15 protein-coding genes, 2 tRNA genes and 1 pseudogene are annotated in these 18,927 nt (G+C 71.5%); 6 read left to right on the forward strand and 12 right to left on the reverse strand.

The window, feature by feature from the left end; translation table 11 throughout:
* Nucleotides 1-130: 130 nt before the first annotated feature.
* The 5 genes from GUY59_RS39465 to GUY59_RS39485 all read right to left on the reverse strand — a co-directional run bounded on the left by GUY59_RS39465 (nucleotide 131) and on the right by GUY59_RS39485 (nucleotide 4,444).
* A tRNA-Gln gene (locus tag GUY59_RS39465) sits at nucleotides 131-203 on the reverse strand.
* A gap of 15 nt (nucleotides 204-218) precedes the next feature.
* Nucleotides 219-289 (reverse strand) — tRNA-Ala (locus GUY59_RS39470).
* A 305-nt stretch (nucleotides 290-594) separates the two neighbouring features.
* Nucleotides 595-2,721, reverse strand: coding sequence for a SpoIIE family protein phosphatase (locus GUY59_RS39475; RefSeq protein WP_138208753.1), 2,127 nt, complete (start codon nucleotides 2,719-2,721; stop codon nucleotides 595-597).
* 134 nt (nucleotides 2,722-2,855) lie between these two features.
* Nucleotides 2,856-3,794 (reverse strand): aminoglycoside phosphotransferase family protein, encoded by a 939-nt coding sequence (locus GUY59_RS39480; protein ID WP_161714940.1) that lies wholly within the window; start codon nucleotides 3,792-3,794, stop codon nucleotides 2,856-2,858.
* Nucleotides 3,795-3,826: 32 nt separating this feature from the next.
* Nucleotides 3,827-4,444, reverse strand: coding sequence for a TetR/AcrR family transcriptional regulator (locus GUY59_RS39485; RefSeq protein WP_138207278.1), 618 nt, complete (start codon nucleotides 4,442-4,444; stop codon nucleotides 3,827-3,829).
* A 408-nt stretch (nucleotides 4,445-4,852) separates the two neighbouring features.
* Here GUY59_RS39485 and GUY59_RS39490 point away from each other — a divergent pair, with 408 nt between their 5' ends.
* Complete coding sequence (locus tag GUY59_RS39490; protein ID WP_138207281.1) at nucleotides 4,853-5,056, forward strand: hypothetical protein; 204 nt, start codon at nucleotides 4,853-4,855, stop codon at nucleotides 5,054-5,056.
* A gap of 316 nt (nucleotides 5,057-5,372) precedes the next feature.
* Here the strand turns inward: GUY59_RS39490 and GUY59_RS39495 are convergent, their stop codons facing one another.
* From GUY59_RS39495 to GUY59_RS39510, 4 genes are all read right to left on the reverse strand, one after another.
* Nucleotides 5,373-6,776 carry an L-fucose/L-arabinose isomerase family protein gene (locus GUY59_RS39495; RefSeq protein ID WP_138207283.1) on the reverse strand — a complete coding sequence of 468 codons (1,404 nt, stop codon included), beginning with the start codon at nucleotides 6,774-6,776 and terminating at the stop codon, nucleotides 5,373-5,375.
* The gene (locus GUY59_RS39500; protein WP_201761882.1) at nucleotides 6,749-7,378 is read right to left on the reverse strand and encodes an alpha/beta hydrolase family protein; all 630 of its coding nucleotides are present in this window, start codon (nucleotides 7,376-7,378) and stop codon (nucleotides 6,749-6,751) included. Before GUY59_RS39500 ends, GUY59_RS39495 begins: the two co-directional genes overlap by 28 nt.
* Before the next feature lie 129 nt (nucleotides 7,379-7,507).
* Entirely contained in the window at nucleotides 7,508-8,875 is a 1,368-nt protein-coding gene (locus GUY59_RS39505; protein WP_138207285.1) for a GH39 family glycosyl hydrolase, read from the reverse strand.
* Nucleotides 8,876-9,022: 147 nt separating this feature from the next.
* On the reverse strand, nucleotides 9,023-10,063 hold the full coding sequence (locus GUY59_RS39510) for a PP2C family protein-serine/threonine phosphatase (RefSeq protein ID WP_138207287.1): 1,041 nt from the start codon (nucleotides 10,061-10,063) through the stop codon (nucleotides 9,023-9,025).
* 286 nt (nucleotides 10,064-10,349) lie between these two features.
* On the opposite strand from GUY59_RS39510, the gene GUY59_RS39515 reads away from it, so the two are divergent.
* Nucleotides 10,350-11,342, forward strand: coding sequence for a sporulation protein (locus GUY59_RS39515; RefSeq protein ID WP_138207289.1), 993 nt, complete (start codon nucleotides 10,350-10,352; stop codon nucleotides 11,340-11,342).
* 251 nt (nucleotides 11,343-11,593) lie between these two features.
* Here the strand turns inward: GUY59_RS39515 and GUY59_RS39520 are convergent, their stop codons facing one another.
* Nucleotides 11,594-12,775 carry an MFS transporter gene (locus tag GUY59_RS39520; protein ID WP_138207291.1) on the reverse strand — a complete coding sequence of 394 codons (1,182 nt, stop codon included), beginning with the start codon at nucleotides 12,773-12,775 and terminating at the stop codon, nucleotides 11,594-11,596.
* A 183-nt stretch (nucleotides 12,776-12,958) separates the two neighbouring features.
* Here GUY59_RS39520 and GUY59_RS39525 point away from each other — a divergent pair, with 183 nt between their 5' ends.
* The 3 genes from GUY59_RS39525 (at nucleotide 12,959) to GUY59_RS39535 (ending at nucleotide 15,943) form a co-directional block, all read left to right on the forward strand.
* Nucleotides 12,959-14,506, forward strand: a complete 1,548-nt coding sequence (locus tag GUY59_RS39525) for an MFS transporter (RefSeq protein ID WP_138207293.1) — start codon at nucleotides 12,959-12,961, stop codon at nucleotides 14,504-14,506.
* Nucleotides 14,507-14,576: 70 nt separating this feature from the next.
* Nucleotides 14,577-14,924 carry a hypothetical protein gene (locus GUY59_RS39530; protein ID WP_138207295.1) on the forward strand — a complete coding sequence of 116 codons (348 nt, stop codon included), beginning with the start codon at nucleotides 14,577-14,579 and terminating at the stop codon, nucleotides 14,922-14,924.
* Nucleotides 14,915-15,943, forward strand: a complete 1,029-nt coding sequence (locus GUY59_RS39535; protein WP_132341570.1) for an ArsR/SmtB family transcription factor — start codon at nucleotides 14,915-14,917, stop codon at nucleotides 15,941-15,943. The genes GUY59_RS39530 and GUY59_RS39535 overlap by 10 nt, the downstream gene beginning before the upstream one ends.
* 59 nt (nucleotides 15,944-16,002) lie before the next feature.
* On the opposite strand, the gene GUY59_RS39540 is transcribed toward GUY59_RS39535, so the two are convergent.
* Nucleotides 16,003-16,575 (reverse strand): hypothetical protein, encoded by a 573-nt coding sequence (locus tag GUY59_RS39540; RefSeq protein ID WP_138207297.1) that lies wholly within the window; start codon nucleotides 16,573-16,575, stop codon nucleotides 16,003-16,005.
* Nucleotides 16,576-16,678: 103 nt separating this feature from the next.
* Nucleotides 16,679-18,157 (reverse strand): Nramp family divalent metal transporter, encoded by a 1,479-nt coding sequence (locus GUY59_RS39545; protein WP_138207299.1) that lies wholly within the window; start codon nucleotides 18,155-18,157, stop codon nucleotides 16,679-16,681.
* Nucleotides 18,158-18,405: 248 nt separating this feature from the next.
* Here GUY59_RS39545 and GUY59_RS39550 point away from each other — a divergent pair.
* Nucleotides 18,406-18,927, forward strand: a pseudogene (locus GUY59_RS39550) (hypothetical protein); the annotation flags it as partial.

Below are 18,927 nucleotides of genomic sequence, written 5' to 3' on the forward strand. Positions count from 1 at the left end.
CACCGGAGAACTCCTGCGCGAGCTGACCATCGACCCCGCCCGCGACTACCAACCCCAGGCAAACCCCAACACGACGAAACCCCCGAACCCGTAGGTTCGAGGGTTTCCGATGTCCTGAGACATCACAAAGCTGCCAGAGCACGATTCGAACGTGCACCTACCCGGTTCAGAGCCGGGCGTCCTGCCTGTTAGACGATCTGGCATCGAAAGGAGAATCGTGGACCGACAGGGACTCGAACCCTGAACCTCTGCTTGCAAGGCAGATGTGATGCCTTTTCACCATCAGCCCATGGCGCGCGAAAAGAAAAAGCCACCTGAGTCATCAGGCGGCTCGTGAGCGAATCTCGGGGGAGTCACCCAGGAGCACGCCGGACCACGGCCTGACCGGCCTGGCGTTGCGCCCTTCTGACGGCGGCCGCGCGGCTCATGGCTCCTCCTCCGGCGATGTCGCGGCCCGCTCTTCGGCGGTTCGCGTGAGACCACGATAATCCGGGCGTCCGGCATGCCGCCACGTATTATTCGCGGCCTTGCGGCGCTTCGCGCTGACCCGCGCGGTGTTGCCGCGGACGCCGGACCACTTGAGGAACCGGGGCGTCATCGCGGGGTGCCGGTGTCGCGCAGGAGCAGCACGGCGATGTCGTCCGTACGCTGGTCGTCGTGGGCGGCCGCCTCGACGAGGTCCGCCGCGGAATCGCACAGCGGCGTGCCGGGCGGGGGCGCGAACCGGCGGGCCAGCCCGGCCATGGCGTCGCCCAGGTCGAGGCCGGGCTCCTCGATCAGGCCGTCGGTGTAGAGGGTCAGGATCGAGCCGGGTTCCAGCACCAGGTCGGTGGTGGCGTACTTGGCGTCGGGGTCGATGCCGAGCAGCGGCCCAGGGGAGACGTCGATGATCCGCGTGGCGGCGCCGGGGCGGCTGAGCAGGGGCGGGAAGTGCCCGGCGCTGCTCAGGCACGCGGTGTGCTCCTCCAGGTCGAGGCTGAGGTAGAGGCAGCTGGTGAACCGGTCGGGGGACAGTTCGGTGAGCAGGCGGTTGGTGTGCGCGAGCACCTCGCCAGGGGGCGACCCCGCGCTGGCGTGAGCGTGGATGGCGGTGCGCACCTGGCCCATGAGGGCGGCGGCGTTCATGTCGTGCCCCTGCACGTCGCCGATGACGGCCGCCGCCATGGTGGGGCTCAGGCGGATGAGGTCGTAGAAGTCGCCGCCGATGTCCATGCCGGGCAGGGCGGGCACGTACCGGGCGGCCACGTCGAGGCCGGGGATCTCGGGCAGCTCGTGGGGCAGCAGGCTGGCCTGCAGGCACTGGGCGAGCTGGTGTTTGGTGTCATACACCCGGGCGCGCTCGAAGGCCTGCGCGATCAGCCCGCCGAGCGCGGTGAGCGTGGCCCGCTCCTCGCCGCTGAAGCGGTGCGGGTGGGCATAGGCCAGCACGCACGTGCCGAAGGGCCGGCCCGAGGTGGCCAGCGGCAGGAACGCCCAGGCACTCATGCCGTCGGCGCGGATGGAGTCGGGACGGTGACGGCGCAGCTCCTCCCACGTGGCGAAGAAGGCAGGCTCCGCCGCTTCGTAGTGGTCCGGCGGGCCGAGCTGGTGGATGGCGGGGCGGCTGTCGTACTGTTCGACGGCCTCCTGGCTGTAGCCGCGCGACGCGGCCACGCGCATCCGGTTGTCCTGCCAGGTCAGGATGGCCAGGGCCTGCGCGCCGTAGACGGGGATGACGTGGTTGGCGACGAGGTCGACCACCTCCTGCGCGGTCACCGCGCGGGCCAGCGCGGTCGCCAGGTGCAACATCTCGTGCAGCGCCATCACACGCGGCTCACGTCCGGCGACGGCGCTTGGCTCGACGACGCGGGCGGCCTTGGCGGGCGCGACCCGTACGGTGACGCCTGACAACCCCGGATAGAACCGGAAGGTCAGCTGCCGCGCGCCGACGCCGCTCGCGGTGTAGCGGGTGGCCTGCCGGCTGATGACCGCGGCCCGGTAACGGTCCTCGAACGCGGGGTCGTTGAGCCACGGCAACGACTCCCACAGCGGCCGCCCGAGCAGCTCGGGCGGGCTGTGGGCGAGCAGTTCGGCGGCCGGCGCGCTGACCAGGCTGACCCGTCCCTCCGCGTCCAGGCAGCAGTAGCCGTCCGGCAGGCGGTTGAGGCAGTCAAGGGCGATCAGGCGGGCGCGCCGGCTGGTGTCGGTCACGGGACGCGGGTCCAGGAGCCGCGGCCGGCACTGCGGGGTGATGCGACGGCCCTGCTCGGCGGCCTGCCGCAGCAGCTCCCCGATCTCGTCGCAGGCGTGGCCGATGACCTCGCGCTGGCGCGGGGTGAGTCCGGAGGCGCGTCCCGACGGCCACAGCAGCACGAGCCCGCCCCAGGCGGCGCCGCCCGAGCAGACGGGGGCGGTCACGAGCGCGAAGTGGTACGGCAGAGCGAGTGCGGCGGCGGGGAACGAGCGGGCCAGTTCCTCCCTGCCGCCCACCCAGATGAGCCGCTGGTCGCGCACCGACAGGGCGATGGGGATGAAGTCGTCCGTCCTGACCCTCGCCCACGCCCTGGCGATCGAGCCGGGGAGGCCCACCGCCGACTCCAGGGTGAGGACGTGGCCGCCCCTGTCCAGCACGTACGCCATGCCGATGTGTGCTCCCGCACCGGCGACGGCCTCGATCAGAAGATCGTCCAGGTGGGACGATTCGCTCGTCTCGCCCGGGCCCGGGAGGTGGTCGCCCCGCATGGCCTCAGTACGCCTCGACCGCGAGCGAGGGGCACGGCAATCGGACAAAGGGCCACATAGGGGCAGAATACACTTTTGGGTGTGATGGGATGGTTACGATCTGGCATACCAGCAGCGTGCGCCCGGTCAGGCGGCTAGGAATGCGGCAACTCCAGCGAGGGCCAGGCTCGCCACTGCACAACCAAGGGCTCCAGCATGCCCGCCAGCTCAGGCATCCGTTCGGCCAGCGCCAGCGCCGCCACCGCCTGGAGCAGCCGGGCCCCCTCCATGAACGCCAGCAACGACCGGTCCACCGGCCCGCCCCCCGCCCGCTCGTACGCCTCGACCGCGCGCGGCCCCGCGCCGGCCAGGTCCCACTCGACCGGCCCCAGGGTGGCGTCCTCGAAGTCGCTGAACAGGTGCCCCCCGGCCGTCAGCAGCACGTTGTACGGCGGTGAGTCGCCGTGCACGGCCTGCGGGCGGGCCCCGGGGAAGGCGCGGGGGAGGTCACGGACCAGGGCCTCGACCACGGCGTTCTCCCGCTCGGCCCGGTCGAGGTCCGCCGTGGTCAGGATGCCGGGCCGCTTGCCCAGCACGGCCAGCGACTGCGCAGTCCCCGGCACCAGCGGCGCCAGCACCGGCAGCTCGCCGGGGTAACCGGCCATGATCCGGTGCAGCTCGGCCACCCACCCGGTCTGCTCCACGAACCGCTCCTCCAACGCGTCCGGGGGCGCGGCGGCGATGGGGTCGCGCTCGTCGACGTACTGCCAGAAGGTCAGGGACGTCCCGCCGGACTCCATCGGCTCGCGCGGCACCAGCGGGCTCGGCGGCACCACGGGCGCGCCCTGGTCCGCCAGCCAGCCCACCAAGGCCAGCTCCCGCCGCTGCCGCTCGGCCTGCTCGGTGGCGGGCGCCAGGGCCAGGATCGGCACGCGGACCACCACCGGGTCGGGCGCGAGGTGCACCAGCACGTTGAACACGTCGTGCAGCACGCGCGGCTCGTGCGCGCGCAGCCCCAGCTTCCGCCCAGCCGAGACCGCCAGCCGCATCGCCTGCTCGGCCCGCTCACTGAGGGCCTGTCCGGAATCAGCCATGCGGGTGATCTTTACCGGGTCGCGGCCCGTCGTCAATGCGGCAGGCCCACCATGCGATCGAGCAACTGGTGCATGTGAGCGCGGAACCTCCGCAACAGCTCGGGATCGTCCATGCCGATCCGGCGGCCGGTCCCGTCGAGGGTCCCGCTCAGCGTGAAACCGTGGACGCACCACACGATCGTGTACGTGAGCAGCGCCGGATCCGCCCCCGCCGGCTCCGCGAGCGTGGTGAACCCGGCGACGAACTCCCTGGCCAGTGGCTGAAGGCTGTGCTCCTCCAGGTCCTCGATGTCGCTGGCGTCGGACATCCAGCGGTGCGTCCACAACGCGGGGATCTCGGGGTGTTCCGCGCACAGGTCGATGTACGCGTCGACGAACCGGTGCAGCGCCTCCAGGCTCCGTTCGGGCGGTCCGGTCTGCGCCTCGCGGGCCGGCTGCTCGACCGCGGCGGCGAGCGCCCGGTGAGCGTACGCCATGACCTCCAGGTAGAGCCCTCGCTTGGTGGGGAACCACCGGGTCGCTGTGGCCACGTCCACCCCGGCGGCCTCCGCCACCTGCGCCATCGACGTAGCGTCGTGGCTGAGGGCCGCGAACAGCCGGATCGCCGCCCCCACAATCGCCTCCCGTTCGCCGGTCTCTGGAGTGTCCATGGACGCGACCATAGGCGCGGTCCGGCGACCGGCCCATCACTTGATCCGCAAGCCCGGGTAAAAGTAGCTTCTCGATCACACTTTCGCCCGGCAGGCGGTGATCCGATGGAACTGTCCGGTGTCGAGCAACGTTGATCCCCGGGCGCCGGGTCAGCACGTGGACGGCCATGCCGCAGCTCACGAGCCGGACAACCTGCCGCCTGCGCCGTACTCGAAGGACGGCCTGGTGCTGGCCCGCCGCACCTGGCCGACGGGCAGGTCGCAGCGCCCTGGAGGTGCAGGCCGAGCCGGGCACGGCGGTGCCCGCCCTGCTGGGCGACCCGCCGACCGACGGCAGGGGCACCACCACCAACCACACCGACCGCTGGCCCGACCAGCTCTTCGACCGGCTGGGCCCCGCCGAGGGCGTTGCCGTCCAACCAGGCCGCCGGCGGCAACCGCCTGCCGGACGACGGCCTCGGGCCGGGCGGCCTGGCCCGTTTCGACCGCCACGTGCTCGCCCTGAGCGGCGTCCGGTGGCTGATCGTGCTGGAGGGCGTCAACGACGGCGTCAACGACATCGGCACCGCGCTGCCACCCGCACGGCCCAGCAGCGGGTCACCGAGGACCTGATCGCGGCCTACGAGCAGATCATCGTACGCGCGCACGCGCACGACATCCGCGTGTACGGCGGCACGCTCACGTCCTTCGGCCGCAACCTTCCCTACGACGACGCCGAGGCCACCGCGAGGCGGCCGGGCAGGCGGTCAACGACTGGATCAGGCGCGGCGGCAGGTTCGACGCCGTGATCGACTTCGACCGGGCGGGCCCGCGACCCGGCCGCGCCCCGGCGGCTCCTGCCCGAGCTCGACCTGGGCGACCACCTGCACCTCAACCCCGCGGGCCACAGGGCGCTGACCGGGGCGGTGCCCGCCCGGCCGTTCACCGGCTAGACCTGCACGAACTCCAGGTCGAGCAGATGCGCGAGCGACTTCAGCTCGCCCGCGCGGTGACCGGTGCCGAGGGCCCAGTGGTGGGACATGCCGGTGGCGCTCCACTCGTCGGTCCACTCGCCGGGGTCGCGGCCGAAGTCGACGCGCGAGGTGGTGTTGCCGATCTGCAGGTGGGGCCCGTCGACCGTCTCGCCCTCGGAGGCGAGGAAGGCGAAGCGCCCGTCGCGGCGCTGGATGAGCCCGAACGCGGTGACCGGCCCGTGCTTGACGTCGAACTCGACGGAGACGCCCCAGCCGCGCTTGCCGTGGTAGACGCCGAGACCGCGCAGAAGCGGCTTCCTCGCGCTGATGGCGAGGTGGGCGGGCCCGTCGTGGCCCATCTCGACGTGACCGCGGTGGAAGTCGAGCGCCTGAAGTTCGGTGAAGGAGCCGCCCGCGCCCAGCCGGTCCATGATCAGCATGGCCAGGCTGGTGCGCAGCTCGTACTCGCCGGCGGCGGGGATGCCGCGGGCGGTGAGCAGGGAGGCGCCGAGAATCATGCCCGCGCCGAGGCGCTCGTGCGTCTCGCCGTTCAGCCCGCGATGGTAATAGGCCAGGCTGTCCAGCTCGAAGTCCGCCACCAGCCGGTCGAGGCCGACCGAGACGCGGCAGGCCCAGTCGAGGTCGGTCTCGTTGACGGAGTCGGCGAAGTCGAAGATCTTCTCGGTCTCGGCGCGCTTGGCCGCGGTCTCGGCGTCGGTGACCTTCTCCACGCGCACCCGCAGGTCGTCGAACTCCAGCACCTCGACGTGCCCGCCGAAGTTCGAGCTCACCAGCGTCAGGTCTGTGGAAACGTCCAGCATGCCGGGGTAGAGGTGACCCATCAGGCCGTGCCGCCCGTGCCGCAGCGCGGCCCTGGCGGCGGCCGCCCGCACCCAGCCGCCGATGCGCTTCCAGGCCCGCTCGTCCTCCAGGTGGCCCGACACCGAGCGGAACGGGATGCCGCACCGCTGGAAGGCGTTGGCCATCTCGGGCAGCGGGCAGGCGCCGCAGTAGGCCAGCCACTGGCCGGTGTCGAAGGTGGCGTGGTCCATCGACTCGGTCGGCTGCAGGTTGATCAGCAGCACGGGGGCGCCGCTGCGCTGCGCGATCGGCACCAGCATCGTGGCGGTCATATAGGTGGTGAGGAAACCGACGATGAGGTCGCAGTCGGCGGCCCGCAGCTTCTCGGCCGCGACCGCCCCCTCCTGCGCGTCGGAGATGAACCCGACGTCGACGATCTCCGCGTCCAGCTCCCGCATGCGCTCCGAGACCCGCGCCGACGAGCGCTGTAGCTGGGGGAGCAGGTCGGGGAACTGGGGCCAGTACGCTCCCAGCCCTCCCGCCACGAGCCCTACGCGTACCTGCCTGGTGCTGGCCATGGTGCTGCCCTCCGACGCGGCTTCACCGCGCAAAACGTTTTACCTGGATCGGCCTCACCGGGACGGTATTGTGGCGGCAGCGTAGGGTCAAGAGGCCTGCACAGGGGCTTCACACGTTTTAATGAACGACGTGGCGGTCGAGGAAGCCGGTGACGGTCCGGGCCAGCGTCAGCCGGTGGTCCGACAGGGCGTGGTCGGTCGGATAGAGCCGATGCTGCAGCCCCGGGAACCGGATGCGCCTGGTAGACCGCGCCCCTGGTGCCACGGAGCGGCAGCAGCGCGTCCTCCCACGCGGCCGCGTACGCCTCGCGCGCGCCGGGAACGGCCCGGCAGGCCGCCGCGGCCACGCCCAGATCGAAGGCCGCCACCGACACGACGGCCCGCACCGCGGGGTCCTGCGCGTACGAGCCGCCCACGCCCCACGAGCCGCGGTAGTGGAACACCAGCGCGGCGTAGCCGGCCCGGCGCAGCGCCCGCGCGAGGTCGAAGCTGCGCTCGTTGCCCGGGAAGCCGTGCAGGAGCACCACGACGGGATGCGGCCCGGGCCCGGTGGGCAGGTGCAGAACCCCCAGCAGCGTGTGGCCGCCACTGGTGAACGTCACCGCCGGGGTGCCGGCGGGCGGCCCGGGCCGGTGGGGACGTCGTCCGCGGGAGCGTCGGCCATGTCGGCCTTCATCCTGGTCGAACTGATCGGTTCGATCAGCAGGGCAGCAGACGCGGCCGGCCACCGATCAGCGGCCGCTCCACTTGATCTCGTACGGCTTGAGCGCGAACTGCGTGCCGTCGACGGTCGTCGTCACGGGGCCGCCGGAGGTGTTGACCAGCAGCAGCTGCTCCGGCTGGGCCAGCACCCTGACCTGGGGATCGGAGGAGGTGAGCGGCTCAAGCTCCGCCCCGGCAGGGAACCATCGGGTGAAGCCGGCGACGAGCCTTGCCGTGGGCTGCTCGGCGCCCGTACGCGGATGCCACAGACATGCCGGGCAGGAGCCCTCCTTCGCCTGCGGGTTCCAGTAGAGGGCCGTGGCGGCGCCGCTCCGCGCGAACTCGATCATCGAGGCGGCCTGCACGGCCAGCCGCTTGGGCTCGGGCCACGTGGTGCCGTCCTCCGGCACGAAATACCACTCCGACCACCACACCGGCAGGTCGCCGGCCTTCTCGCGCACCCACTGGGTGACCGCGGCGAACTTCTCCAGTGCCCGGAACTCGTCGGGCAGCAACTGGTGGGCGTCGGTCATCGAGGCGCCGTCGACCACGACGAAGTCGGCGCCCTTCTTGTTGTCGAACCAGTAGGTGAAGGCGTCGATGACGTGCTGGTTGACCATGCCCCACTCGCCGCGCAGCTCGGAGTCGCCGCCCTCGTTGCTGTCGAAGCCGAGGTAGGGGCCGCCGACCTGGGCGTCGGGCCGTGCCGCCTTCACCGCGTCGTACACCTTGTTGTACAGCTCGGTGTACCCCTTGGCGTCGGCGGGCTTGGAATGGTCCTTCCAGAATCCCTTGAACTCGTTCCACACCATGAAGTACTTGACGTCCTTGTACCGCTTGGCCACGGCCGCCGACAGCTTGGCGAAGTCGTCGAAGTGCTTCGGGTAGGGGGCGTCCTCCAGGTGCTCGGCCCAGCCCTCCTCCGACGTCGGGCCCTCGGGGCCGCCCTTCATCCAGTCGGGGGCGCAGCAGAGCGTGATGACCGGCGTGGCGCCCGACCGGCGCATGAGGTTCATCCGGCTGTCGAGGTCTTCCCAGACGTACTGCCCGGGACGCGGCTCGGGGTTGAACGCCCCGAAGCCCATGATGTGCTGGTTCTGCAGCATCGGGGTCCTGGCCAGCCGGCCGGTGACCCGTTGCTCGAACTCCGGGTCGATGTTGTTGGCGCTGACGCCGGTGTGCGTGAACCCCCAGCGTGGCCAGCCGTCCTCCACCTGCGGCGGCTTGCCCGCCGCGCCGCTGCGGCCCGGCGACGCCTCGGGCGCCGCGGTGGTCTTCTGCGCGACGGGCGGCTGCTCCTGTGCGGACTGGCCCAGCAGGGAACAGCTCGCGGCGGCCAGCGTCACGGCCATGGCCGCCGCGGCCGAGGCGACCGGCCGCCCGGACCGTAGCCGCATCCATGCCCGGTTACCCGCTGTCACCAGATCCTCGCTCCTCCCGTCGACATGCCGCCAGTAGCGTTCCACGGGCTGAGCTGGCAGGACACATGGAGTGGTCGGTTCACAGTCAATCGTTATCGTTCGGCATCCTTCGCCGACGTAACCTCACGAACACCGGCGGTGCAGCAACAACATCGCCGCGTCGTCGAGCAGCGGCCCGCCGGCGTGCTCCACGAGGTCGGCCCGCAGGGCGTCCAGCGCGGCCTGCGGATCGGGCAGCGTCAGGAAACCGGCGCGGTCGGTGAGCGGGTAGAACTCGCCCGCCGCGTTTCTGGCCTCGATGACACCGTCGGTGACGAACAGGATCCGGTCGCCCTCGCCGAACGGGATGCGGTGGGGCTTGGCCGCGGAGGCGTCGAGCGTGCCGAGCCCGAGCGGCAGGCCCTGCTCCGGCGGATCCATCGTGGTGCACGTGCCGTCGGGCCTGATCAGCAGCGGCGGCGGATGGCCGAAGTGCACCAGCGTCATCTCGCCCGCGTGCACCTCGGCGACGGTCGCCGTGACGAACTGCTCGTCGTCCAGGTGCCGGGTCAGGCTGACCTCGAGCCGCTCGCCGATGTCGGTCAGCTCGGCCTCGTCGTAGGCGGCCTCACGGAAGGCGCCCAGCACCCAGGCGGCCGTCTCGACCGCGGCCAGGCCCTTGCCCTGGACGTCGCCGATCAGCAGGCGTACGCCGTGCGGGGTCGTCACGACCTCGTACAGGTCGCCGCCGATTCTCGCCTCGGCCGCCGCCGAGGTGTAGGAGAGCGCCACCTGAAGGTCGCCCGCCCGGCGCGGTACGGGCCGCAGCAGCACCCGCTGGGCGGCCTCGGCGACCTGCCGGACGCTGGCCAGCTCGCGTTCGCGCTCCAGCCGCAGGCGGGCGGCCAGCATGCTGGCCAGGGTCACGCCGGCGATGCTGACCACCGTGAGGTTGTTCTGCCAGTGCAGGACCAGGTTGTTGTACGACGCCAGGAACAGGCAGATGGCCAGCGCCACCGCCCCCACCGCGGAGGTGCGGCGTACTCCGCCCGACAACGAGGCGAAGGCCGGGCCCAGCGTGAGCAGCGGCAGGAACATGAGCGACGGGCCCGCCAGCACGTCGAGGACGGCGACGCAGAGCATGACGGCGAAGGGCAACCACCGTAGAGCCCGCAGGGATCTCATCTGCCCCCTCGCGTCGCCATGTGCGTGTCTCGCACGGCCCACTGTCCGCCCGCCCATCCCGGTCAACGAAAAATGAAACATCAATGATTGGCCATATACAAGCATGGCTCAGCGCATGTCGCTTGCGGGCCGCGCCCGGCATCCCGGCGCGGTTCGGATCAGTGGACACGACGAAACAGACATGAAGGATGCTTCCGGCGTCTGCTCGACGAGCGGAACTCCGGCCGGGTACGAATCGTTAGGTCAGCGGCACACAAACGATCTTCAAACCAGGGAGAACAGAGTCGTGGTCTTCAAACGGATGTTGGGTGCTTTCGGCGTCGGCGCCCCCTCGGTGGACACAGTCCTGTCCGCCTCCCGGACCCGGCCGGGCGGCACGCTGGAAGGGGAAGTGCGGCTCAAGGGCGGAGACTTCGACGCCGAGATCGAGCACATCACGCTCGGGCTGGTCGCCCGGGTCGAGATCGAGCACGGCGAAGGCGAGCACGCCGGGCTCGGCGAGTTCTCCCGCGCGCAGGTCTCCGGCCCTTTCACGCTGGCCAAGGGTGAGGAGCGGACCGTCGGCTTCCGGTTTCCCGTCCCGTGGGAGACGCCGATCAGCGAGATCGCCGGACAGTCGCTGACCGGCATGGCCGTGGGGGTCCGCACCGAGCTGGCCATCGCCAAGGCCGTCGACAAGGGCGACCTCGACATGGTGGCCGTCGAGCCGCTGCCCTCGCAGTTGCGCATCCTGGAGGCGTTCCTGCAGCTCGGCTTCGGCTTCAAGTCGGCCGACCTCGAGGCGGGGCAGCTCTACGGGGTGCGGCAGGAGCTGCCGTTCTACCAGGAGATCGAGTTCTACCCGTCCGGGCCCTACTCCGGGCTGGTCGGCGAGGTCGAGGTGACCTTCGTCGCCGACGCGGCGGGGCTGCAGGTCGTGCTGGAGGCCGACAAACGGTCCGGCCGCTACTCCTCCAGCGACGCCATCGGCCGTTTCCACGTCAGCCACGACGACGCCCTCGCCACCGACTGGGCGGCCGAGCTGGGCCGCTGGCTCGACGGCCTGTCCCAGTACGGCGGCCACCCCGGTCACCCCGCTCACCACGGCCACCACGGCCACCACGGCCACCACGGCCACCACGAGCACTACGGTCAGGGGCTCCACGGCGGGCCCGGCCTCGGCATGGTCGCCACGGCCGGCGCGGCGGGCGTGGTCGGCGGCCTCGTGGCGGGCGAGGTCGTGGAGGAGGTCGTCGAGGAGTTCTTCGAGGGCGGCGACGACGAGGGCGGCGACTGGTAGACCATCCACTGACCCGCGCGCGCTCCCGCCCGCCGTGGAGCGCGCGTCCCGGAGTCCGGTGCTTCGGCGCGCTCTCCGTGTGCCGCCGTTCCGCTGTCCCATGCGGGCGTCCGGTGTGTCCTTCGTGTCGGGGCTCGTCCGCAGGTATGTCCGTGCCCCGGCGGCTCCGTGTGTCCGCGGGGTCTGTTCGTGCGCCGGCGGTTCCGGTGTGGGCTCGTTCGCGCGCCGGCGGGTTGGTGGCCAGGCCTGGGTTACGGGTCGACGGGGAGGTGGCGGGCGGCGAGGCCGGCCCAGCCGAGGCCGAAGGCTGTGACCAGGAGTACGCCCCCGGCTCCCGCGCCGGCCGCCACGAGCCCGGCGGCGCCGGGCAGCAGGAGCTGGCCGGTGCGGTTGCCGACCAGGCGGAGCGACATGGCGCGCCCGCGCAGCCCCGGCGGCGCCGACTCGGCCAGCCATGACATGGTCAACGGCTGCCCCACGCCCAGCCCGAACCCCAGGACGACCAGCACCGGCGTGAGCAGCCACAGCGGCATCGGCAGCGGTGTGACCAGCATGGCGACGGCCGCGCCCACGGTGCTGCCGACGAGGAGCCGGCGCCTGCCGAGGGCGCGCGAGAGGCTGCCGAGGAAGAAGCGCGAGACCATCGACGCCAGGCCGCGCACGGTCAGCAGCAGTCCGATCGTTCCCGCGCTCAGCCCGTGCTCGGTGCCCAGCGCCGGGAGGTAGACGAGCGTGATGTCGACGGCCGCCAGCACGACGCAGCTCGTCACCAGGGCGTACGCGAGCCCGGGGCGGCGCAGCAGCGAGCGTACGTCCCCGCCCGCGTCGCGCTCGCCGGCCTCGGGGCGGGGGCTGCGTGCGAGCGCCGCCGACAGCGCGACGAGCACGGCGGACAGGCCGCACGACCACAGGAAGATGCGGCCGGTGTCGGGGATGGCCTGGTCCCCGCCGAACACGGCGATCAGCACGGGCCCCGCCGCCTGCCCGAGTGAGGCGGCGAACGTGTAGCGCCCGAACGCGGTGTCGTGGCCGCCGCGCCGGGTGGTGTTGGCCACCAGGGCCTGCTGCGCGATGACGCAGCCGAGGTGGCCGGTGCCGAGCAGGATCCCGGCCGTGACGAGCCCGGGGACGGTGTGGCCGAGCACCAGGAACGCCGCGCTCGACGCCGTCAGCAGCAACGCCCCTGTCACGGCCACGCGCCGCTCGCCGTAGCGGTCGGCGATGTGGCCGGCGGGCAGGGCCAGCAATAGCGGCGCGATCGCGAAGCTGGCCCCGAGCAGCCCCAGCCACGCGGCGGGCACGTCCAGCTCGATCGCCCGGTACGCCATCGTGGGCCGCAGCACGAACGTGATGGCCTGGGTGGCCACGGCGTGCGCCGGCAGCACGGCGACCGCGTACCGTCGATGCCGGTGCTCGGCCGCCGGTTCGCGCATCGCCGTCCTGTCCTGCTCCGTGGACCCGTTATAAGGACCGTACGTATCCTGCTTCCGTCGTACATGTCTACTTCATCATCGCCGGTGCTGACATGTGCAGTTATAAAGGGAGATAAGCGTCACAGGTTATAACCTGCGAGCCGCATTGACCTCAACAGGACTTGAGGTCCTAGCGTGACGCGTATGAACAAGACTGCTTCCCCACAGGCTGGTTGGCGGGAATGGACCGGACTGTCCGTGCTCGTTCTCCCCACCTTGCTGCTGTCGATCGACATCTCCGTGTTGCACCTGGCCGTGCCGGCGCTGACCGAGGAATTGCGCCCGACCAGTTCCGAGCTGTTGTGGATCTCCGACATCTACGGGTTCCTCATCGCGGGTTTCCTCATCACGATGGGCACGCTCGGTGATCGCGTCGGGCGCAGGAGGATCCTGCTGATCGGCGGCGCCGCGTTCGCGGTGGCCTCGGTGCTCGCGGCGTACGCGCCGACGGCGGAGCTGCTGATCGTGGCGAGGGGTCTGCTCGGCGTCGCCGGCGCCACGCTGATGCCGTCCACGCTGTCGCTGATCAGCAACATGTTCCGGGATCCCGTGCAGCGTACCCGCGCCATCAGCCTGTGGATGGGCGGGTTCATCGGCGGCATGGTGATCGGGCCGCTGGTCGGCGGCGTGCTGCTGGAGCACTTCTGGTGGGGGTCGGTCTTCCTGATGAACGTGCCGGTCATGGTGCTGCTGCTGGTGGCCGGGCCGCTCCTGCTGCCGGAATACCGCAATCCCGGCTCGGGCCGCATCGACCTGGTGAGCGTGGTGCTCTCGATGGCGGCGGTGCTGCCCGTGATCTACGGGTTGAAGGAACTGGCCGCCGGAGACTTCGGCTGGGGCCCGGTCACCGGCATCGCCGCAGGGCTGGCCCTGGGCGTCGTGTTCGTCCGGCGTCAGCGGCTGCTCGCCGACCCGCTGCTCGATCTGAAGTTGTTCGGCGACCGCAAGTTCAGCGCCTCCCTCGGTACGCTCATGCTGGTCGCCATGATCGGCCCGGGGCTGGGCCTGCTCGCCGCCCAGTACCTCCAGCTCGTCGAGGAGCTCTCCCCGCTGCAGGCCGGGCTCTGGATGTTGCCGACGAGCGCCACGGTGATCGTCGGCATCGCCGTCACTCCGGTACTGGCCCGCCGGTTCCGCCCGGCTCACGTCATCGCGGGCGGGCTGGCGGCAGGTGTGCTCGGCATGGTGCTGTTCACGCAGGCAGGGGGTGCCGGCGGTCTGGCGTACGTGGTGATCGGCCAGACGATGTTCTTCGCCGGCAGTTCCCCGCTGGTAGTGCTCGGCATCGACATGGTGGTCGGCGCCGCCCCGCCGGAACGTTCCGGGGTGGCTTCGGCGTTGTCCGAGACCGGGCAGGAGTTCTCCGCCGCCCTCGGGCTCGCCGTGCTGGGCAGCCTTGCCACGATCGTCTACCGCGCCGGCCTGACCGTACCCGAAGGGACGCCGGCGGGGCTCGCCGACGCGGCCCGCGACACCCTCGGCGGGGCGGTGGGAGCCGCCGAGGGCCGGCCGGCGGCCGCCGAGCTGCTCGCGGCGGCCAAGGACGCGTTCTCCGGCGGCCTGGCCGCCGCCGGGGCCGCGAGTGCCGTGATCATGCTGGCGGCCGCGGCGCTCGCGCTCGCCTCGCTGCGCCACGTCCCGCCGATCGGCTCCACCGCCCCCGCACGGGAAGCCGCACCCGTGAGCTCGTGACCCGCGCCCCTCGTCGGAGACATCGAGCACCGCGTACGAACCGGACGTCGCCACCCGCACGGTCGCCGGCGTGCCGTCGGGGGTGTGGTCGAGCACGTTCGTCAGCAGGTTGCCCACCACCTGCCGCCTCGGCCTGCCGGAGAGCCACGACCTGCGCACCAGCGGCCCCGCCCACCAGGGCCTGGTGGCGCTGCGGGAGGCCGGCCTGCCCACCGGCGCGCTGACGGCGTTCGACGTGCTCGTCCCCGGAGGTGACCCCACCGCGGTGGCGGAACGCCCGCGCCGGGTGGACGGCGTCGCCGCGGTGCTCACCGCCTGGGCGGCCCGCCTCCTGCGCGTACGCTGGCCTGCCGTATCAACCGTGCAACCGGACTGTAAGTCAGGAGAAAGCGCCAGGATTAGGTTGATGTGCACCTGATCGAGTTTCCCGACTTCAAGGAGTCCGACGTAACCAGCACCGCTGTGTGGAGCGAACTGCGCATGACCTCCACGCCTCAGCTGTCCATCTCGATCTCACCGCACCTCACCGCCCTGGCGATGATCTCCGACGCGCTCGCCGGACGCCGCCGCGGCCTGCCGGAGCTCTGGCGCAAGGCGATCAGCTCCCGCGTCCGGCCGCAGGGACACCAGGCCGTACGGCCGCTCGCCGCCCCCGGCTACTCGGTCGTACCCGACAGCCTCGTGCCCCGCACGCCCACCGACGGGGACGTCTCGGTGCGGGACCAGATCGACACCCTGCGCGACCTGCCGCCCGACGCCCTGATCAAGGATCTGGAGCAGGCGTTCGGCGACCGGCCGCTGCCGGCCCACTGGCGTCCGGCGGCCGAGCGGCCGGACCGCTGGCTGCACGGCTACGCCGGCGCCCTCGCCGACGTCTGGCACACCACGGAGCCGCTGTGGCGCCGCGCCCGCCCCCTGCTGGACAACGAGATCCGACGGGTGGGCGTCGCCGCCGTCCGCGGCGGCCCGGAACTGCTGCTCGGCGCGCTCAACCACCGCATCACGTACGGCGAGCGCGGGCTGCTCATCGCCGACGTCGAGTCCAGCACGTACGAGCTGGGCGACAGGAAGATCGTTCTGGTGCCCATGCTGGCCGGCAAGGACGCCGTCATCGTCAGCCTGGACAACGAGCACGCGGTGTGGATCGCCTACCCGGTGCCCGGCGCCGACCAGCTGTGGCGTCGGCCCGGGGGAACGGCGCACGGCGAGTTGTCGGCGCTGATGGGGCCGGTCCGCGCGGACCTGCTCTGCGCGATGGAACAGCCCATGACCATGAGCATGCTGGCCGGCGACATGCAGGTGGCGCCCAGCAGCATCACCTACCACTGCGACCGGCTCATCGCCGCCCAGCTCATCAGCAGGGAGCGGCGCGGCCGCGAGGTGTGGATCGCCCGCACCCAGCGCGCCGACGAACTGCTGGAGATGTTCCGCCGCTGAGAGGGCGGGAAGGACGGAGGGCGCGCCGGAGAACCCGGCGCGCTCTCCGTTCGCGCGGATCAGCCCGCCTGGCCGAACTGGTAGAGCAGCTGGCCGTCGAGCTTCCAGCCCGGTTCGTTGGCCAGGATCTTGCGGGTGTGCGACGCGATCGCGAGGCGCCACCTGTTCTTGCCGGTCAGGCGGAACACCTTCACGTCGCCACCGGCCGAGGCAGAGGCGGGCGCGTAGCCCATCACGCCGTCGTCGCGGAACCTGCCGGTGCCCGTCAGACGCTCGCGCTCGGCCGGGGAGGCCGTGACGATGTAGGACGCCTTCTTCGTCCAGCGCAGCCGGTAGATCGGCTTGCCGCCGGGGAAGGGCTGGCGCGAGATGTAGTAGAGCGGCGTCCGCGTGACCTTCCAGCCGTGCCTGCCGACCGCGGTGTTCCGCTCCGACGCGCTCGCCGTGTAGAAGAACCCGCCGTCCTTCGTCACCAGCTCGTAGAGCTTCGCGCGCGGAGCGGCGGCGTTCGTGGCGGACGTCCCCGTGGCCGCGGAGGCCTGCGTGGCGACCCCGGCGCAGAGCGTGGCACCGAGCGCCACCGCGAGCCCCAGGCCGGCGGGGCGGGCCAGGCGGCCGAACGACAGAGCCATGAGAGGTTCCCTCCGATGCGCTGACAAGTCCGCGACAAGCTAGCAGGGCACCTGGAGGGAACCAGTTCACTTCGGCATACGTGCAAGTGTTTTCCGTGAGCGGCTAGAACGTCACCAGCGGGTCCCCGATGAAGTCGGCGATGAAGTTGACGAAGAAGAAGCCGAAGAACAGGAAGTTCAGCACGAGGATCACGTAGTGCCACGGCCGCGGGCGAGCCGGGCGCGGCAGCTTGCTGTTCAGATACATGAGCAAGAACGGGTAGAGCAGCGCGCCCAGGTTCGACATGTTGGCCGACCACTCCACCAGGGCCACCGGCAGCGATTGGAAGATGATGATCGAGATGATGACGAGCAGCACGATCATGAACGGGTAGTAGAAGCGCCGCGGATCCCCCTGGATGAGGGCGCGCAGGCGCGGGCTCGTGGCGTTGGCCGCGTCCGTCGTTACCCGGACCATCGCCTCGAAGATGCCGAGCTGCGTCGAGAACAGCACCAGCACGCCCAGCAGCAGCCCGATGAAGAAGACCGCCTGCCCGTACTCCGCGCCCAGCGCCGAGGCCACGAACGTCGGGACGTTCTCCCGTGTGGGCTTCTCGCCGGACATCGTGACGGCATGCGACATGAGGATCGTGGGCAGCAGCATGCCGAGCACGGCGCCGACGAAGAACACGCCCCACATGTCGACCATCAGCAGCCTGTACCACCTGCGCCACAACCCCCGGTTGCGCTCGTCGTCGGGGAACGTGACGCCGCTGGCGAGGATCTCGCGCCGTTCGCCGCGCAGGCCCGAGATGAAGCCGACGCGATGGCCCATGCCGTAGCCCTTGTCGCGGTAGTGGCCCATGACGTACCAGTTGAGACCCGACGCCAGCGCGGTGAACCCGGCCAGGCCGCCGAGTTGCGTGGCGGTGATCCCCTCCGGCGGCGCGGCCGGGGTGATGAAGCCGAGAATGCCCTCCCACCACTGGCTGAACGGCACCACGAGCAGGTCCACCGCCAGCAGGGCGAGCAGGACCGAGCCGACCATCACCCAGTTCGCCAGCTCCAGCACACGGCTGATCCGGCGGGCCAGCGCGGTGATGACGAACACCAGAACCAGCAGGGCGACGGCCCACCAGCGCGGCTCCAGATCCCCTGAGGGCGGCGGCGCGCCGTGGATCAGCGCGTACACCCCGTCTCCCGCCGACGAGGCCCAGCCGCCCGCGATGAACGCGAAGATCACGATCAGGACCGACAGCGGCACCCAGAGCGGCCAGCCCGGCGGGACCCGCCCCCAGCCGACCACCGGCGTCTCACCCGTCGCGAGAACGTACCGGGAGCACTCGACGTTGTAGAACGTCTGCAGCAGCGCCGAGACCAGGATCACCCAGCCGACGCCGATGAAACCGTACTGGCCCACGCTCAGGGGGCCGAGCAGCCACTCGCCGCTGCCGATCGAGATGCCGAGAGCGATCAGGCTCGGGCCGACGGCGTACTTGAAGAGTTCCTTGGGGCCGATCTTGGAGACCTTGAAGACCTCCTCCGGCGTGGGCAGGTCTGTGACTTCGAGATCCGGACGGCTGACTCCGAGTGGGTGCGACATCTCACTGCCTCCTGCGTTCACAGTGATCCCGAACCACGGCCGCAACAAGGCCCAATCGTGCGTGGGAACGCGCTCGTTCCCGGTCCGTGCGACACCCTCATGACCGGATCGCTGCGGCGGGCCCCGCCGGGCGGCACGGCGGGCCTATCCTTCGGTTCGTCAGTGAGTCCGGCTGAGGGGGCGGTCACGTGCGACGATCCGCACGACTCACACCGAACGGCAGGGCCGGGCGGGGTGCGCGGTTCACGGTGATCGGGTTGGCCGTGGTGCTCGCCGGTTGTGCCTGCGCCGGGTCACGTCCCACCCTGCCGTCCGGCACGGCCGCTCCGTCCCCCGGCGGCGCGATCACCCCCCGGCCGCAACCCGGCACGCCGCTGCCCGCGATCCCCGCCGTCCCGTCCCGCTGCCCGCAGCCTCCGCTCCAGGCCGACGACCTCAGACCCGAGCCCGCCCCCGCGCCCGGCTGGCGGGTGCTCTGGCGCGACAGGCGGCCCGGCACGCTGGACGACCTCGCGGTGGGCCGCGACGGAGCCGTGTGGGCCGCCCACTCCACACAACGGGCGTCGGCCGGCGTGGTGGAGACCCGCTTCGCGGGCCTACGGAGATGGGAGGGCGGGCGACGGCAACGCTTCCCCTTGCCCGGAGCGCAGGTCACCGCGCTGGGGGCGGTCTCCCGCGACCAGGTGTGGGCGTACGGCTCGATGGACGGGCGCCCAGGGCTGGTGGCCGCCTACATGAACGACACGCTCGTTCCCCGGCACATCGTCACC

The sequence above is a fragment of the Nonomuraea sp. K271 genome (genome assembly GCF_009908215.1).
Classification (GTDB): domain Bacteria; phylum Actinomycetota; class Actinomycetes; order Streptosporangiales; family Streptosporangiaceae; genus Nonomuraea; species Nonomuraea longispora.

What these genes read in the sequence shown, in the direction of transcription:
- GUY59_RS39525 (WP_138207293.1), top strand. Translation starts at nt 12,959, where the DNA reads ATGAACAAGACTGCTTCCCCACAGGCTGGTTGGCGGGAATGGACCGGA.
- GUY59_RS39510 (WP_138207287.1), bottom strand. Translation starts at nt 10,063, where the DNA reads ATGAGATCCCTGCGGGCTCTACGGTGGTTGCCCTTCGCCGTCATGCTC.
- GUY59_RS39485 (WP_138207278.1), bottom strand. Translation starts at nt 4,444, where the DNA reads ATGGACACTCCAGAGACCGGCGAACGGGAGGCGATTGTGGGGGCGGCG.
- GUY59_RS39545 (WP_138207299.1), bottom strand. Translation starts at nt 18,157, where the DNA reads ATGTCGCACCCACTCGGAGTCAGCCGTCCGGATCTCGAAGTCACAGAC.
- GUY59_RS39495 (WP_138207283.1), bottom strand. Translation starts at nt 6,776, where the DNA reads ATGGCCAGCACCAGGCAGGTACGCGTAGGGCTCGTGGCGGGAGGGCTG.
- GUY59_RS39480 (WP_161714940.1), bottom strand. Translation starts at nt 3,794, where the DNA reads ATGGCTGATTCCGGACAGGCCCTCAGTGAGCGGGCCGAGCAGGCGATG.
- GUY59_RS39540 (WP_138207297.1), bottom strand. Translation starts at nt 16,575, where the DNA reads ATGGCTCTGTCGTTCGGCCGCCTGGCCCGCCCCGCCGGCCTGGGGCTC.
- GUY59_RS39520 (WP_138207291.1), bottom strand. Translation starts at nt 12,775, where the DNA reads ATGCGCGAACCGGCGGCCGAGCACCGGCATCGACGGTACGCGGTCGCC.
- GUY59_RS39505 (WP_138207285.1), bottom strand. Translation starts at nt 8,875, where the DNA reads ATGCGGCTACGGTCCGGGCGGCCGGTCGCCTCGGCCGCGGCGGCCATG.
- GUY59_RS39475 (WP_138208753.1), bottom strand. Translation starts at nt 2,721, where the DNA reads ATGCGGGGCGACCACCTCCCGGGCCCGGGCGAGACGAGCGAATCGTCC.